General features: G+C 32.7%; 14 protein-coding genes. 3 read left to right on the top strand and 11 right to left on the bottom strand.

Annotation, left to right across the window (positions count from 1 at the left end; translation table 11 throughout):
- Positions 1-145: 145 nt before the first annotated feature.
- The 9 genes from ACREV6_RS18360 to ACREV6_RS18400 all read right to left on the bottom strand — a co-directional run bounded on the left by ACREV6_RS18360 (position 146) and on the right by ACREV6_RS18400 (position 10,285).
- A complete protein-coding gene (locus tag ACREV6_RS18360; protein ID WP_431579491.1) occupies positions 146-1,111 on the bottom strand; it encodes an ABC transporter ATP-binding protein in 966 nt (321 codons plus the stop codon).
- The gene (locus tag ACREV6_RS18365) at positions 1,111-2,130 is read right to left on the bottom strand and encodes an ABC transporter ATP-binding protein (RefSeq protein WP_431579492.1); all 1,020 of its coding nucleotides are present in this window, start codon (positions 2,128-2,130) and stop codon (positions 1,111-1,113) included. Before ACREV6_RS18365 ends, ACREV6_RS18360 begins: the two co-directional genes overlap by 1 nt.
- 12 nt (positions 2,131-2,142) lie before the next feature.
- Positions 2,143-3,060 (bottom strand): ABC transporter permease, encoded by a 918-nt coding sequence (locus ACREV6_RS18370; protein ID WP_431579493.1) that lies wholly within the window; start codon positions 3,058-3,060, stop codon positions 2,143-2,145.
- Positions 3,061-3,071: 11 nt separating this feature from the next.
- Positions 3,072-4,007: an ABC transporter permease gene (locus tag ACREV6_RS18375; protein ID WP_431579494.1), complete on the bottom strand. Its 936-nt coding sequence runs from the start codon at positions 4,005-4,007 to the stop codon at positions 3,072-3,074.
- 582 nt (positions 4,008-4,589) lie between these two features.
- On the bottom strand, positions 4,590-5,555 hold the full coding sequence (locus ACREV6_RS18380; RefSeq protein WP_431579495.1) for an ABC transporter ATP-binding protein: 966 nt from the start codon (positions 5,553-5,555) through the stop codon (positions 4,590-4,592).
- Positions 5,555-6,574, bottom strand: a complete 1,020-nt coding sequence (locus tag ACREV6_RS18385) for an ABC transporter ATP-binding protein (RefSeq protein WP_431579496.1) — start codon at positions 6,572-6,574, stop codon at positions 5,555-5,557. The genes ACREV6_RS18380 and ACREV6_RS18385 overlap by 1 nt, the downstream gene beginning before the upstream one ends.
- A gap of 12 nt (positions 6,575-6,586) precedes the next feature.
- Complete coding sequence (locus ACREV6_RS18390; protein WP_431579497.1) at positions 6,587-7,504, bottom strand: ABC transporter permease; 918 nt, start codon at positions 7,502-7,504, stop codon at positions 6,587-6,589.
- 11 nt (positions 7,505-7,515) lie between these two features.
- A complete protein-coding gene (locus ACREV6_RS18395; protein ID WP_431579498.1) occupies positions 7,516-8,451 on the bottom strand; it encodes an ABC transporter permease in 936 nt (311 codons plus the stop codon).
- 145 nt (positions 8,452-8,596) lie between these two features.
- Entirely contained in the window at positions 8,597-10,285 is a 1,689-nt protein-coding gene (locus tag ACREV6_RS18400; RefSeq protein WP_431579499.1) for a peptide ABC transporter substrate-binding protein, read from the bottom strand.
- A gap of 752 nt (positions 10,286-11,037) precedes the next feature.
- Here ACREV6_RS18400 and dapA point away from each other — a divergent pair.
- Positions 11,038-11,931, top strand: a complete 894-nt coding sequence (gene dapA / locus ACREV6_RS18405) for a 4-hydroxy-tetrahydrodipicolinate synthase (RefSeq protein ID WP_431579500.1) — start codon at positions 11,038-11,040, stop codon at positions 11,929-11,931.
- A complete protein-coding gene (dapB, locus tag ACREV6_RS18410; protein WP_431579501.1) occupies positions 11,931-12,701 on the top strand; it encodes a 4-hydroxy-tetrahydrodipicolinate reductase in 771 nt (256 codons plus the stop codon). Before dapA ends, dapB begins: the two co-directional genes overlap by 1 nt.
- Positions 12,702-12,754: 53 nt before the next feature.
- Here the strand turns inward: dapB and ACREV6_RS18415 are convergent, their stop codons facing one another.
- Positions 12,755-13,912: a pyridoxal phosphate-dependent aminotransferase gene (locus ACREV6_RS18415; protein WP_431579502.1), complete on the bottom strand. Its 1,158-nt coding sequence runs from the start codon at positions 13,910-13,912 to the stop codon at positions 12,755-12,757.
- 282 nt (positions 13,913-14,194) lie between these two features.
- On the opposite strand from ACREV6_RS18415, the gene dapD reads away from it, so the two are divergent.
- On the top strand, positions 14,195-14,905 hold the full coding sequence (gene dapD, locus ACREV6_RS18420; RefSeq protein ID WP_431579503.1) for a 2,3,4,5-tetrahydropyridine-2,6-dicarboxylate N-acetyltransferase: 711 nt from the start codon (positions 14,195-14,197) through the stop codon (positions 14,903-14,905).
- A gap of 172 nt (positions 14,906-15,077) precedes the next feature.
- On the opposite strand, the gene ACREV6_RS18425 is transcribed toward dapD, so the two are convergent.
- Entirely contained in the window at positions 15,078-15,770 is a 693-nt protein-coding gene (locus ACREV6_RS18425; protein ID WP_431579531.1) for a single-stranded DNA-binding protein, read from the bottom strand.
- Positions 15,771-15,939: the final 169 nt, after the last annotated feature.

Genomic DNA, 15,939 nt, shown 5'->3' on the forward strand with positions numbered 1-15,939 from the left:
TTAATATAATGTTTAATTTCATATTCTCATAATATACCATATATTCTCAAATATCAAGTATAATTTTCTGAATATTGCAATTACATTTTATTTTCATGTTGTTTTGTGAAATATTTAGAATTTTCACTATATTGTAATGATAATTTTAATCAAATAAGTGACAAGCAACATAATGTTCTTTTTCTATTTCTTTAAGGATTGGTGTTGCTTCGCTGCAAATTGGTTTTGTATATCTACATCTAGGTGCAAATCTACAGCCTGGTTTTGGGTTTATAGGACTTGGCACTTCACCCTCTAGTTTAATTCTTGCCTTATTTCTTTCAACTTCCGGATCCGGTACTGGTATTGCTGATAATAGTGCTTGGGTATATGGATGAAGTGGTTTTTCATATAAATCATGACTACTTGCAAGCTCTACCATTGCTCCAAGATACATTACTCCTACCCTATCCGATATATGTTTAACCATTGATAAATCATGAGCTATAAATAAATAAGTGAGTCCTAGCTCCTGTTGAAGTTGTATCAATAAGTTAACAATTTGTGCTTGAATTGAAACGTCAAGAGCTGAAATGGGCTCATCACATACTATAAATTCTGGTTCTATAGCAAGGGCCCTTGCTATTCCTATTCTTTGTCTTTGTCCACCTGAGAATTCATGTGGAAATCTTGAACCATGTTCTCTATTTAGTCCTACTAATTGTAAAAGCTCATATATTCTATCAGTTCTTTTTTGTCCACTGTAAAGATTATGAATATCTATGCCCTCACCAATTATATCTCCAACAGTCATTCTTGGATTTAATGAAGCATAAGGATCTTGAAATATTATTTGTGCTCTTCTTGCAAAATCTTTTTTCGCTTTCTTATCTAATTTATGAACATCAATTCCATCAAATAATACTTCTCCACCAGTTGCGCTATACATACCCATTACTGTTCTTCCGCAAGTAGTTTTTCCACAACCAGATTCTCCAACAAGTCCTAGAGTTTCACCTTTTCTTATAAAAAAACTAACATCATCCACCGCTTTTAAGGTAGCATGTTTACCAACTTGAAAGTATTTTTTAAGATTTTTAACCTCTATTAAATTTTCATTATTCTTATTCATTATCTATCACCTCTTAATGCTGCAGGAATATCAACCTTCGGTGCCATAGAATGTTTTAACCAACAGCAAACTTCATGGTTTTCACTTAAAGTTGTAACTTCTGGCATTTTTTCTCTACATATTTGCATACAATACTCACATCTTGCTGCAAAGGAACATGCTACTGGTGGTTTAAGTAAATCTGGTGGTGTTCCATGCAGAGAATAAAGTGTATCTTTATTTTTTGTGTCTATTCTTGGAACTGATTGAAGCAGCGCCCAAGTATATGGGTGTTGTGGGTTTTTAAATATTTCATCTACTGTTCCATGCTCTATTATTTGTCCTGCATACATTACTTGTATTCTATCTGCAACGTCTGCAACAATTCCCAAATCATGAGTTACAAGAATAACTGCCGTTCCAAGCTTTTCTTGAAGATCTGCAATAAGATCCATTATTTGAGCTTGTATTGTAACATCTAATGCTGTTGTTGGTTCATCTGCTATAAGTATTTTAGGATTACAAGCTAGTGCTATTGCAATCATTGCCCTTTGCCTCATACCACCTGAAAATTCATGTGGATATTGATGAGCTCTTTTATCCGCATCAGGAATATTAACTAGATTTAACATTTTTATTGCTTCATTCATAGCTTCGGTTTTACTCATGCCCCTGTGTATAATTAAGCTTTCTGCTATTTGTCTTCCAATAGTCATGGTTGGGTTTAGCGATGTCATAGGGTCTTGGAATATCATGGAAATATCTGAACCCCTAAGCTCTCTAAGCTCTTTTTCTGACATAAGACTAACATCCTTGCCATCAAATAGTATCTTTGAACCTTCTTTTATTTCTCCTGGTGGCTCTGGTATTAATCTCATTAGTGATTTTGAAGTAACAGTTTTACCACATCCAGATTCCCCAACTACAGCTAAAGTCTCTCCTTTTTTTAAATAAAAAGAAATGCCTCTTACTGCTTGTACTTCACCAGCATAAGTATGAAATGAAACTCTTAAGTCTTTTACTTCTAATATTTTTTCCATAATTCTTCCTCCCTATTGACGTAATCTTGGATCTAGCGCATCTCTTAAACCATCACCAAGCAACATAAATGATAACAAAGTTAAACTAATAAATAGTGATGGGAAGAATAACTGATAAGGGTAAAACATTAAGTTTGGTTGTGCTGCAGCTGCTAACGCTCCCCAACTTGTTTTTGGCGATTGAATTCCTTGTCCTAAAAAGCTTAAGAAGGCTTCTCCAAATATAAAACCTGGAATTGCGAAAGTAATGGATACAATCATTATTCCTAGTGTATTTGGAAGTAAGTGTTTTGCAATAATTCTCGAAGGATTAGCACCTAGCGCAGCAGCAGCTAGCACATATTCCTGTTCTTTTATTTGTAACAACTGTCCGCGTACAAGCCTTGCCATTCCAACCCACCCCGTTACGCTCATTGCAACAATAATAGCAAACATACCTTTTTCAAATATTAGTGAAACTAATATAACAATTACTAACCAAGGAATACTTCCAAGTATTTCAACTATTCTCATCATAATATCATCAACAAACCCACCGTAAAATCCGGATATTCCACCATATATAGAACCTACTATAGTAACAATGAAAGTTCCTATAAGTCCTATTTCTATAGAAACCCTACCTCCAGCCCAGACCCTTGAAAATATATCACGCCCAATAGTATCTGTTCCAAACCAATGCTGCATGCTAGGCTTAGCATTTATTAAATTGTTGTTTGTAGTTTCGAAACTAAATCCATTAATATATTGTCCAAAAATAGTCATTATTGTTATTAAAATTAGTACTACCAATGATGCAGTAGCCAATTTGTTTTGTTTTAATCTTCTCCATGCATCTTGCCAATAGGTTATACTAGGTCTTAATATTTCATCAGCATTAGCATTTTCACATCCAATTATTTTAAACTTTTCTTTCGATAACTGTGCCATACTTTTCCCCCCTATCTCTTTTCCCCAGTTAATCTTATTCTTGGGTCAATCAATCCATATACTACATCTACTAGAAAATATGCAACTATTAATAACGCACATGCGAAAACTGTTTCGCCCATAATCATAGTGTAATCTCTATCTGCTATTGCAGACACAAAATTAAATCCAAATCCTGGAATTGCAAACATAGTTTCTATAACGAACCCACCTACGAATATATCTGCTAGTTGCGGTCCTATAATTGTGATTGCTGGAAGTATGGCATTCCTAATAACATGTTTCCATACTAAGCTAAGTTTCGAGATACCTTTAGATTTTGCAGTTAATATATAATCTTGACCTATTACGTCAAGCGTATTTGCTCTCATATATCTTGCATAAGTGGCTATAGAACCAAAACTCAAGGCTATACTTGGTAATATAGTGTATTCAAACCCTGCCCATCCCGTTGTTGGAAGCCACATATTTTTAACTGTAAAAAAGTATTGCAGTAAAGATCCCATAACAAAGTTTGGTACAGAAATACCTAATATGGCTATAAACATAATAATATAGTCTGGCCATCTCCCTCTATTAAAGGCTGCTATTATTCCAAGGCTTACCCCTATAGTAAATCCCATTATAAGCCCTTGTATACCTAGTCTTGCAGATACCGGTGCATGTAATTTTATAACACCACTGACTTTTCTTCCCGGGTAAGCAAGTGATTCTCCTAAATCTCCATGAAGCACAATGTTTTCCATAAACTTACCGTATTGCACTATTACCGGTTTATTCAGTCCGTATTTTTCGTAGTAATTTGCTCTTATTTGTTCCGGCAACTTTCTTGCCAGGCCTGCTAATGGGTCTCCCGGAATAGCGTGTATCAACATAAAGGTGATAGTAGCTACTATCCAAAGAGTCACAAACATATAACCTAATCTCTTAAGCGTAAATTTGAACATTTTTTTAACCCCCCCCATCATTAATTTTTAAAAAGTTGATTTTGTTTCCATCCATTATCAAATCATAGTGTAAACCCAAGTAAACCTTTTTATATTTACAAATTCATTTTTACTAATAAAATGGCATGTCCACTACCTTTTTATTAGTAAAAATAGAATTATATAACTTATTAGATTTACTTAATTGCAAAAGTATTTACATTGTAAATATTCCGACAATTCAGAATTAAACTATTTTGGCTTCTGTTTAATTTACATGATATATTATTTCAAAAGGTAAATCAAGATAAATCATCTTTTATATTGATAATTTTGAAAGTATTTACTATTAATTAAAAGTTTAACAGTTTTTTAAAGTTTAATTAAATTTTGTTTGAGATTTTTATTTTTTATAAGAACTTTTTGTTATTTTTCTACATTTTAATCATTTACTTTATCAGATTAACACTTTAATTTGAGTTACTTACTTTTACTTCCCTATTTGTTTTATATAAAAAGGAAAGCACATAGAAATTTCTTTTTAATATAAAAAAAAGATGAGATAAAATATCCCATCTTTTTTTTAAAATTGAATTGTAATTTTTAATCAAATAAGTGACAAGCAACATAATGTTCTTTTTCTATTTCTTTAAGTATTGGTGTCACTTCGCTGCAAATTGGTTTTGCATATCTACATCTAGGTGCAAATCTACAGCCTGGTTTTGGATTTATAGGACTTGGTACTTCACCCTCGAGTTTAATTCTCGCCTTTTTCCTTTCAACTTCCGGATCCGGTACTGGTATTGCTGATAGTAGTGCTTGAGTATATGGATGAAGTGGTTTTTCATATAAATCATGACTACTTGCAAGCTCTACCATTGCTCCAAGATACATTACTCCTACCCTATCCGATATATGTTTAACCATTGATAAATCATGAGCTATAAATAAATAAGTGAGTCCTAGCTCCTGTTGAAGTTGTATCAATAAGTTAACAATTTGTGCTTGAATTGAAACGTCAAGAGCTGAAATTGGCTCATCACATACTATAAATTCTGGTTCTATAGCAAGGGCCCTTGCTATTCCTATTCTTTGTCTTTGTCCACCTGAGAATTCATGTGGAAACCTTGAACCATGTTCTCTATTTAGTCCTACTAATTGTAAAAGCTCATATATTCTATCAGTTCTTTTTTGTCCACTGTAAAGATTATGAATATCTATTCCCTCACCAATTATATCTCCAACAGTCATTCTTGGATTTAATGAAGCATAAGGATCTTGGAATATTATTTGTGCTCTTCTTGCAAAATCTTTTTTTGCTTTCTTATCTAATTTATGAACATCAATTCCATCAAATAATACTTCTCCACCAGTTGCACTATACATACCCATTACTGTTCTTCCACAAGTAGTTTTTCCACAACCAGATTCTCCAACAAGTCCTAGAGTTTCACCTTTTCTTATAAAAAAACTAACATCATCCACTGCTTTTAAGGTAGCATTTTTGCCAACTTGAAAATACTTTTTAAGATTTTTAACCTCTATTAAATTTTCATTATTGTTAGACATTATTTATCACCTCTTAATGCTGCAGGAATATCAACCTTAGGTGCCATAGAATGTTTTAACCAACAGCAAACTTCATGGTTTTCACTTAAAGTTGTAACTTCTGGCATTTCTTCTCTACATATTTGCATACAGTACTCACATCTTGCTGCAAAGGAACATCCTACTGGCGGTTTAAGTAAGTCTGGTGGCGTTCCATGCAGAGAATAAAGCGTACCTTTATTTTTTGTGTCCAGTCTTGGAACTGATTGAAGTAGTGCCCAAGTATATGGATGTTGTGGGTTTTTAAATATTTCATCTACCGTTCCATGCTCTATTATTTGTCCTGCATACATTACTTGTATTCTATCTGCAACATCTGCAACAATTCCCAAATCATGAGTTACAAGAATAACTGCTGTTCCAAGCTTTTCTTGAAGATCTGCAATAAGATCCATTATTTGAGCTTGTATTGTAACATCTAATGCTGTTGTTGGTTCATCTGCTATAAGTATTTTAGGATTACAAGCTAGTGCTATAGCAATCATTGCCCTTTGCCTCATACCACCTGAAAATTCATGTGGATATTGATGAGCTCTCTTATCAGCATCAGGGATATTAACTAGATCTAACATTTTTATTGCTTCATTCATAGCTTCGGTTTTACTCATGCCTCTGTGTATAATTAAGCTTTCTGCTATTTGTCTTCCAATAGTCATAGTTGGGTTTAGAGACGTCATAGGATCTTGGAATATCATGGAAATATCTGAACCTCTTAACTCTCTAAGTTCTTTTTCTGACATAAGACTTACATCTTTACCATCAAATAGTATCTTTGAACCTTTTTTTATTTCGCCTGGTGGCTCTGGTATTAATCTCATTAGTGATTTTGAAGTAACAGTTTTACCACATCCAGATTCCCCAACTACAGCTAAAGTCTCTCCTTTTTTCAAATAAAAAGAAATACCTCTTACTGCTTGTACTTCACCAGCATAAGTATGAAATGAAACTCTTAAGTCTTTTACATCTAATATTTTTTCCATAATTCTTCCTCCCTATTGACGTAATCTTGGATCTAGCGCATCTCTTAAACCATCACCAAGCAACATAAATGATAACAACGTTAAACTAATAAATAGTGATGGGAAGAATAACTGATAAGGGTAAAACATTAAGTTTGGTTGTGCTGCAGCTGCTAATGCTCCCCAACTTGTTTTTGGCGATTGAATTCCTTGTCCTAAAAAGCTTAAGAAGGCTTCCCCAAATATAAAACCTGGAATTGCGAAAGTAATGGATACTATCATTATTCCTAGTGTATTTGGAAGTAAGTGTTTTGCAATAATTCTTGAAGGATTAGCACCTAGCGCCGCGGCAGCTAGCACATATTCCTGTTCTTTTATTTGTAACAACTGTCCGCGTACAAGCCTTGCCATTCCAACCCACCCTGTTACGCTCATTGCAACAATAATAGCAAACATACCTTTTTCAAATATTAGTGAAACTAATATAACAACTACTAGATAAGGAATACTTCCAAGTATTTCAACTATTCTCATCATAATGTCATCAACAAATCCACCATAAAATCCGGATATTCCACCGTATATAGAACCTACTATAGTAACTATCAAAGTTCCTATAAGTCCTATTTCTATAGAAACCCTACCTCCTGCCCAGACTCTTGAAAATATATCACGCCCAATAGTATCTGTTCCAAACCAATGCTGCATGTTAGGCTTAGTATTTATTAAATCATTGTTTGTAACTTCGAAACTAAATCCATTAATATATTGTCCAAAAATAGTCATTATTGATATTAAAACTAGTACTATCAATGATGCAGTAGCCAATTTATTTTGTTTTAATCTTCTCCATGCATCTTGCCAATAGGTTATACTAGGTCTTAATATTTCATCAGCATTAGCATTTTCACATCCAATTATTTTAAACTTTTCTTTCGATAACTGTGCCATACTTTTCCCCCCTATCTCTTTTCCCCAGTTAATCTTATTCTTGGGTCAATCAATCCATATACTACATCTACTAGAAAATATGCAACTATTAATAACGCACATGCGAAAACTGTTTCGCCCATAATCATAGTGTAATCTCTATCTGCTATTGCAGACACAAAATTAAATCCAAATCCTGGAATTGCAAACATAGTTTCTATAACGAACCCACCTACGAATATATCTGCTAGTTGCGGTCCTATAATTGTGATTGCTGGAAGTATGGCATTCCTAATAACATGTTTCCATACTAAGCTAAGTTTCGAGATACCTTTAGATTTTGCAGTTAATATATAATCTTGACCTATTACGTCAAGCGTATTTGCTCTCATATATCTTGCATAAGTGGCTATAGAACCAAAACTCAAGGCTATACTTGGTAATATAGTGTATTCAAACCCTGCCCATCCCGTTGTTGGAAGCCACATATTTTTAACTGTAAAAAAGTATTGCAGTAAAGATCCCATAACAAAGTTTGGTACAGAAATACCTAATATGGCTATAAACATAATAATATAGTCTGGCCATCTCCCTCTATTAAAGGCTGCTATTATTCCAAGGCTTACCCCTATAGTAAATCCCATTACAAGCCCTTGTATACCTAGTCTTGCAGATACAGGTGCATGTAATTTTATAACATTACTAACTTTTCTTCCTGGGTAAGCAAGTGATTCTCCTAAATCTCCATGAAGCACAATATTTTCCATAAACTTACCGTATTGTATTATTACCGGTTTATTTAGTCCATATTTTTCATAGTAATTTGCTCTTATTTGTTCCGGCAACTTTCTTGCTAGTCCTGCTAATGGGTCTCCTGGAATAGCATGTATTAACATAAAGGTGATAGTAGCTACTATCCAAAGAGTCACAAACATATAACCTAATCTCTTAAGTGTAAATTTAAACATTTTTTAATATCCCCCCTATCATAATTATAAAATACGCAATTAATTATAAAATACGCAATTAATCATAAAATACACAACAGATTATAAAACACGCAACAGGGCTTTTACCCTGTCGCGATTTTATAGATTTTGTTTATACCCTTAATTATCTTCCTTGAGTGTATGTGTACTTAAAGTCTTGAGCTCCAAATAGCGGTTTCATTACTCTTTTTACATATTTCCTTCTAAAAGAATTTCTCATTCTATACATACTTGGAGAGATAACTGCATCATCAGCTACTAATATTTTTTCTGCCTGTTTAAATAATTCTGTTCTCTCTTCTGGATTGGTAGTTTCAGTAGTTTGTTTAATTAACTTATCATATTTTGCATTTGACCAGCCTGTAGGAACGGTGCCTGTCCCTGTAACCCACATATCAAAGAATGTGTTTGGATCGTTGTAGTCTCCGCTCCATGCCATACCAGCTATTTGATAGTCCATTTCTTCAGTTCTCTTTTGGAATACTGGCCATTCAACATACTCCATTTTTAAATCTATGCCTAGGCTTTTCTTGTACATCTGTTGATCGTATTCAGCCATTTCTCTTTCTACAGCAGTTGTTCCAGATTGTAGGTAAGTAAATGTAGCTTTTGCCGGATCCGGATCTGCTCCAATTTCTTTTAAACCTGCAATTAATAATGCTTTTGCATCTTTATTTGCTTCCTTAAGCGTTTTAAGTGGTTCTACGCCAACTTTTTCCCTGAAATCTTTTCCACCTATTTGAAGTGTTGGTGGACAGAACCCATATGCCGGTTGACCCAGGCCTCTAAATATAATCTTTATTTTTTCTTCTCTATCATTAGCTAAACTGAATGCTTGACGTATTTTAGCATTTTTAAAATATTTATCTTTTTGGTTAAAAAACTCAAAATTTGTTCCAGCTTCATTAGCTTTTATTACATTAAATTTACCTGTTGCATTAAACTTTTCTATCCATTCTTGTTTACTTACTCCAGCATAATCTATGCTACCACTATATAAGGAGTTCATTCTTGCTGTTGCATCTTTTATAATATTAAGCGTTAATTTTTCAAGTTTAACGGAATCTTTATCCCAATAAGTTGGATTTTTTTCTAATTCTATCTTACTTTGGTGCGCCCAATTTTTTAAAACATATGGTCCGCAGAATACCATTCCACTTAATTCTGTACCATACTTATCTCCTTGAGCTTTAACTACATCTTCTCTTTGAGGTAGCATAACTTTAAAGTAAGTTAAATCTAAGAAGTATGGACATGGTTTATCTAATGTGAATTGAAGTGTTTTTGCATCTATTGCCTTAACTCCTACTTCAGCTGCCTTTGCTTTCTTAGAATTATATGCTTGAGCATTTTTTATAGGATATAAAATAAACGCGTATAATGAACCAACATCTGGATTAAGAGATCTTTTAATTGCATATTCAAAATCGTTAGCAGTTACCGGTTTTCCATCTGACCACTTATAATCTCTTAAATGGAATGTCCATACAGTTTTATCTGTATTAGTTTCCCATTTTTCAGCTCCTGCAGCTTTAATTGAGTCCTTACCATCTTCTGCTTGTTCAATTCTAGTTAATCCTTCCATACAGTTAACCAATACATCAGAACAGTTTACATCAGTAGCTTTTGATGCGTCAAGTGTTTTTGGCTCAGCCTGTAAAAGACCATTTAAAAACTGTTCTTTGTCTATTGCTGCTGTTTTACTCTCAGCAGCACCTGTTTTTGTATCTTTTGGTTTTCCGCATCCTACTAATGCAACAGATGCAGTTAATGATAGTGTTAATAATGCAGCTAATATTTTTTTGCTTTTCACTAAAATTCCCCCCCTATATTTATGTAAATGTTTATATAGCAATAAGTAAAATACTTATTAAGCCCAAATTATGATTTTTCAGAATAAAAATACTATTGTTTTTGAACTACCCTGTTCAAACTGTTTTTTCGAGTCAGTTTGAATTTGAGACGCATGAAAACTTTCATAAAATATATTAACAAATGATTTTTTTGAAAGTTCAGACTATTCGCAAAACCATTTTGATCGGCTTTAGCAGTGAATGAAATCCTTTTCTTACCATTTAAGATTTGGAGAATTTTGTAATTGTTTGTTGTTCTAATATATTGAACAATGTGAAATTTGAACCATTTAACACATTTTTTATCATTTTTCTTTTTTTCATATTATCACTATTTTTGTAAGTTGTCAAACTTATTTGTCGTTATTAGTTATGATTGCTGTTATACCTATTCAGATATGCTTTCGACTATGATATTCATGCTATTACATCATAATTATAATATTATGAATACTTTCTTGCAAGCTAAATATTTCAGATTTTCTTTTTTTTTTAAAAGTATATATATTTTCACAAAGGGGCTATATAATATAGTAAAGAAAACATTTTAGTGATAATACATGTGATCTTTAATTTTATTATCAAATAACATAAAAAAATGTTTCACTAAAAACAATTTGAATTAATAAATATATAGTAATAGAAATAAGATAGTTATATGGATAATAACAATTAATTGTTATTTCCCATATAACTACGAGGAGGTAATTACATGAGTATTTTTAAAGGTTCTGGTGTTGCCATAGTCACTCCATTTAATGAAAGAGGAGTAGATTTCAAAAAACTAGAGGAATTAATAGAATGGCAGATTAGCAGCAAGACCGATGCTATTATAGTATGTGGTACTACTGGCGAAGCTTCTACTATGACAGAGCAAGAGAGAAAAGAAACTATAAAATTTGTAGTTGATTTAGTTAATAAGAGAATCCCAGTGATCGCAGGTACGGGCAGTAACAACACAGCCTCTGCCATAAGCATGAGTAAATGGGCAGAAAAAATTGGAGTAGACGGACTACTTGTAATTACGCCATACTACAATAAAACTACTCAGAAAGGCTTAGTTGAACATTTTAGTGCAATTGCAAATAATGTAAATTCACCAATAATAATATATAACGTTCCTTCAAGAACAGCGCTTAATATTACTCCACACACACTTCTAAAATTATGTGCGGTGCAAAATATTGTAGCAATTAAAGAAGCAAGTGGCGATATAAGTCAAATAGCACAGATTAAAGCCCTATGTGGAGATAGAATAGATATTTACTGCGGTAACGACGACCAAACTATACCTATACTTTCCCTAGGTGCTATCGGAGTTATATCTGTTCTTGCAAATATAATTCCTACAGACATTCATAACATGTGTGAATTATATTTAAAAGGTGAGCATGCAGAGGCTCTAAAAATTCAACTGGGGTTTCTTGCTCTTAACAGTGCGATGTTTATAGAGACTAATCCTATCCCTGTAAAAACAGCTATGAATCTTATGGGACTTAAAGTAGGCTCTTTAAGATTACCACTATGTGAAATGGAAGAAAATACACTTAAAATTCTAAAAAAAGAGTTAAGTGCGTATAATATTCCTTTAAAGGAGGAAATTTAATGATTAAAATGCTTCTAAATGGGTGTAATGGGAAAATGGGAAAAGTTATTTCTGAAATGGCTGAAGCATCTAAAACTATTTCAATTGTTGCTGGTATTGACAAAAATTCATCTAATTTAAACTATCATTGTTACAATCACATAGATGAATGCGTGGATGAAATAGATGTGATTTTAGATTTTTCAAGACCGGATGCTCTAGATGCTCTATGCAATTATTCCAAAGAGAAAAATATACCTATTGTCTTCTGCACCACTGGTTATACCCAGGAACAGCTATCTAAAATTCATTCACTTAGCGAAAGCATTGCAGTATTTCACTCTGCAAATATGTCAATAGGTATTAATATTATTAATAATATGCTGAGGAGTATAAGTAATATGCTTTATAAGGATTTTGACATTGAAATAATTGAAAAGCATCACAATCAAAAAATCGATGCTCCTAGTGGTACTGCACTGCTCCTTGCAAATACAATTAAGGATTCTATCAAAGAAGATACCATCTTCAACAATGGAAGAAATGGCATATGTAAAAGAGAACGCAATGAAATAGGCATTCATGCGGTACGAGGTGGAAATATTATAGGTGACCATGAGATCATATTTGCAGGAAAGGGAGAGTGTATTGAAATTAAGCACACTGCCATATCAAGAGAAGTTTTTGCTATAGGTGCATTAAAGGCTTGTGAATATATATACGGAAAAGAAAGTGGTCTATACAGTATGGACGATGTAGTTAATACTGCAGCACCGCAGGTGATGATTTAATCAATATTATAGCCTTGAAGCAGATAACCATCTGTTCCAAGGCTTTTTTTAATTCAATTAGTTATGTTTAACATTTTAAGCCATTTTTCCATTCTATCCAAACCCTCTTTTAACACTTCTAAACTATAAGAATAGGAAATCCTGATGAACCCTTCCCCCCCCGGTCCAAAAGCTGACCCAGGTACAACAGCAACCTTACCTTCATATAATAGTCTATTGCAAAATTCCTCGCTGTCCATAGAAAATTTCGTTATAGATGGAAATATATAAAAAGCACCTTTAGGAAGTATTACCTCCATTCCCATTTCAATTAATCTTTTATATACGTATTCTTTTCTCTTCTCAAACTCTACTTTCATATTGTCCACGTCATTCATACAAGAAAGTAATCCCGTGTAGGCACCCCATTGAGATATTGAGGTGGCACAAGAAACATTATACTGATGTACTTTCATTATATTATCCATAATATATTTACTTGCGCATACATACCCTACCCTAAGTCCCGTCATGGAAAACATTTTAGAAAATCCACCCACCAATATTACTCTATCTCTTAATTCATCAATTTGAGCTATAGAATAGTATTTTTCATAGCATAATGAGCTATAAATCTCATCACTTATTATATAAATATTTTTTTCTTTTAGAATTTGAAAAAGTTTATCTCTTTCCTGAAGGGATAATGTTGCTCCAGTAGGATTAGAAGGATAGGACACCACTATAAGCTTTGGATTTTCCTCATTAATAAGTTTACTTAAGGCTTCAAAATTAATAGTAAAATCACTATTAAGATTATAGTTAACCACTTCTGCTCCAAAAAGTTTTACACAACTCTCGTAAGCTGGATAAGCTGGCGAGGGCACTAAGACTTTATCTCCCTGGTTTAAAAATGCGGCAAATGTGCTTAGTAACGCCTCACTTCCACCAACAGTGACAACTATCTCATCATCTAAATAGTTAATATCCATGCTCCCTAAGAAATTAGAAATTTCATGTCTAAGCTCCGGAATGCCAGCATTAGCTGTGTACTCAGTTTTATTTTCATGTATAGCGGAAATCATAGCCTTTTTAATATTTGTAGGTACCGGGAAATCTGGTTGCCCAAGAGTCAGAGAAATTGCCCCTTGAACCTTTGATACCTTATTAAAAAACTTTCTAATTCCAGAAATCTCTATATTGTTTACATTATTTGAGAATACATTATTCATAACATCACCCTTTACATATGTTTAAGTTATTGTTATTTTACTATATAAAAGCATAAAAATCATTAATTTTTAAATTTTTCTAAGATAATAATAATATTTCCCTTTAAATAATGTTCATTTTACTATATTATTTATAAGGTACATAGTTTTATTTTAAAATTTTACTTTTAATTTTATCTATGTTTTTATGAAGAATGACAAATTCAAGTTTTATGCACATGAAAACATATGCATAAAAACAACAATTTGGCTTAATACTTATAATACGAAAGGAGAATAAATATGAACTATGATTTAACAGACCCCTATGAAATTGCAAGATACATAAAAGAAGCTAAAAAGGCTACTCCCATTAAACTATACATTGATGGGGATTTATCACAATGTCAGTTTGGAAATATAGAGAATTTCGGTAGTGGTAATTTTTATATACTTTTTGGCGAAAGTGTGGAGGTATCAGATTTTCTAATAAAGTATAAAGATAAAATAAAAAAATTCAAACTTGAACAAGACAGACGAAATTCTGCTATTCCTTTAATAGACCTAAAAAACATTGATGCAAGAATTGAACCAGGTGCAATTATACGTGATAAGGTTAGCATAGGCAAAAATGCCGTTATAATGATGGGCGCTGTAATTAATATAGGCGCTGAAATTGGCGATGAAACTATGATAGATATGAATGCTGTGGTTGGAGCTAGAGGAAAACTAGGTAAGAGAGTTCACTTAGGCGCTGGTGCTGTAGTTGCTGGTGTTCTAGAACCGCCAAGCAAAAGCCCTTGCGAAATTGGAGACAATGTATTAATTGGAGCAAATGCTGTAATACTCGAAGGAGTAAAGATAGGAAAAAACTCTGTAGTAGCAGCAGGGTCAGTAGTCGTAAATGATGTCCCTGAAAATGTTGTAGTTGCTGGAACACCCGCAAAAATAATAAAAAATGTGGATGACGGCACTAAAGAGAAAACTAAATTACTCGATGACCTAAGAAAATAAACTGTAGAAAGAGCATATATTACTACAAATGCTCTTTCTACAGTTTTAAAATCAAGTACCTTCGTTTCAACCAGTTAACAGTGAAATTTGGATCTAAAACACCGTAAATTAACTTTCCCTAATTTACGGTGTTTTCAACGAACTAAAGTTGAAAACGTATACTATATATACACTAGATAACATCTAGAGCATCAAAATCTTGCTCTTCATCAATTATCATATCTGATTCTACTATGTTCTCACCATCTTTATTAACCTTTTCCATCTTTGATATGGACACTTCATATGCTACTTTTCTTATAACTTCTTCATCAGATAATTTCTTTTGATATTCTCTACTCTGGAGTCTTCCCCAAATCCTTATATTATCCCCTACTTCAAGACTTTTGCAAAATCTAGAATTTCGACCCCAAGCAATTGTAGGTATATAATCAGATTTATTATATAATCTGTTAACTGCCAGTAGCATGTCTGCAATTTCTCTTCCAAAAGGTGTTGTCCTATATACTGGGCTTTTGCAAATATAACCATCTAAAAATATTTGATTTGGATTTTTACTACGTTCTTCACAAATTTTAATATCTCTAGCAAATACTGTTAAGATTAACCTATTAGATCCATCAACAAATTTATTGTAGGATCTAAGCTGGCCTTCAACTATAAATTCATTTCCTATATTGATGCTCATACCTGCGATTAATCGCTCAGAAATTGTTATAGTTAAAATGTCTGTTGTTTCACTTAATCTCCAAACCTCAAAATCAAATACATAAAAACCTTCCCCATACATTTCATGACTAAATTTTAATTCAGACATTACCTTTCCTTCTAAATAAATCTTGTTATTTAACATAACATTATCCATCATAACCCCTCTTTCCCTTAGTTTTTTTAATAAGCTTTCCTTAGAATATAAGTATTCAGTTTTTTAATGTAATATACCTAATATTAATATAATTTTGCCTAAATTTCTCAAATAAATAATTTGCTATTTATTTTAATATTCCCCATATATATTTTAGCAAAATTATAAC

Source organism: Clostridium sp., assembly GCF_050717515.1.
GTDB lineage: Bacteria > Bacillota > Clostridia > Clostridiales > Clostridiaceae > Clostridium_AD.

What these genes read in the sequence shown, in the direction of transcription:
- ACREV6_RS18385 (WP_431579496.1), bottom strand. Translation starts at nt 6,574, where the DNA reads ATGGAAAAAATATTAGATGTAAAAGACTTAAGAGTTTCATTTCATACT.
- ACREV6_RS18395 (WP_431579498.1), bottom strand. Translation starts at nt 8,451, where the DNA reads ATGTTTAAATTTACACTTAAGAGATTAGGTTATATGTTTGTGACTCTT.
- dapB (WP_431579501.1), top strand. Translation starts at nt 11,931, where the DNA reads ATGATTAAAATGCTTCTAAATGGGTGTAATGGGAAAATGGGAAAAGTT.
- ACREV6_RS18380 (WP_431579495.1), bottom strand. Translation starts at nt 5,555, where the DNA reads ATGTCTAACAATAATGAAAATTTAATAGAGGTTAAAAATCTTAAAAAG.
- dapD (WP_431579503.1), top strand. Translation starts at nt 14,195, where the DNA reads ATGAACTATGATTTAACAGACCCCTATGAAATTGCAAGATACATAAAA.
- ACREV6_RS18390 (WP_431579497.1), bottom strand. Translation starts at nt 7,504, where the DNA reads ATGGCACAGTTATCGAAAGAAAAGTTTAAAATAATTGGATGTGAAAAT.
- ACREV6_RS18425 (WP_431579531.1), bottom strand. Translation starts at nt 15,770, where the DNA reads ATGGATAATGTTATGTTAAATAACAAGATTTATTTAGAAGGAAAGGTA.
- ACREV6_RS18360 (WP_431579491.1), bottom strand. Translation starts at nt 1,111, where the DNA reads ATGAATAAGAATAATGAAAATTTAATAGAGGTTAAAAATCTTAAAAAA.
- dapA (WP_431579500.1), top strand. Translation starts at nt 11,038, where the DNA reads ATGAGTATTTTTAAAGGTTCTGGTGTTGCCATAGTCACTCCATTTAAT.
- ACREV6_RS18365 (WP_431579492.1), bottom strand. Translation starts at nt 2,130, where the DNA reads ATGGAAAAAATATTAGAAGTAAAAGACTTAAGAGTTTCATTTCATACT.
- ACREV6_RS18370 (WP_431579493.1), bottom strand. Translation starts at nt 3,060, where the DNA reads ATGGCACAGTTATCGAAAGAAAAGTTTAAAATAATTGGATGTGAAAAT.
- ACREV6_RS18415 (WP_431579502.1), bottom strand. Translation starts at nt 13,912, where the DNA reads ATGAATAATGTATTCTCAAATAATGTAAACAATATAGAGATTTCTGGA.
- ACREV6_RS18375 (WP_431579494.1), bottom strand. Translation starts at nt 4,007, where the DNA reads ATGTTCAAATTTACGCTTAAGAGATTAGGTTATATGTTTGTGACTCTT.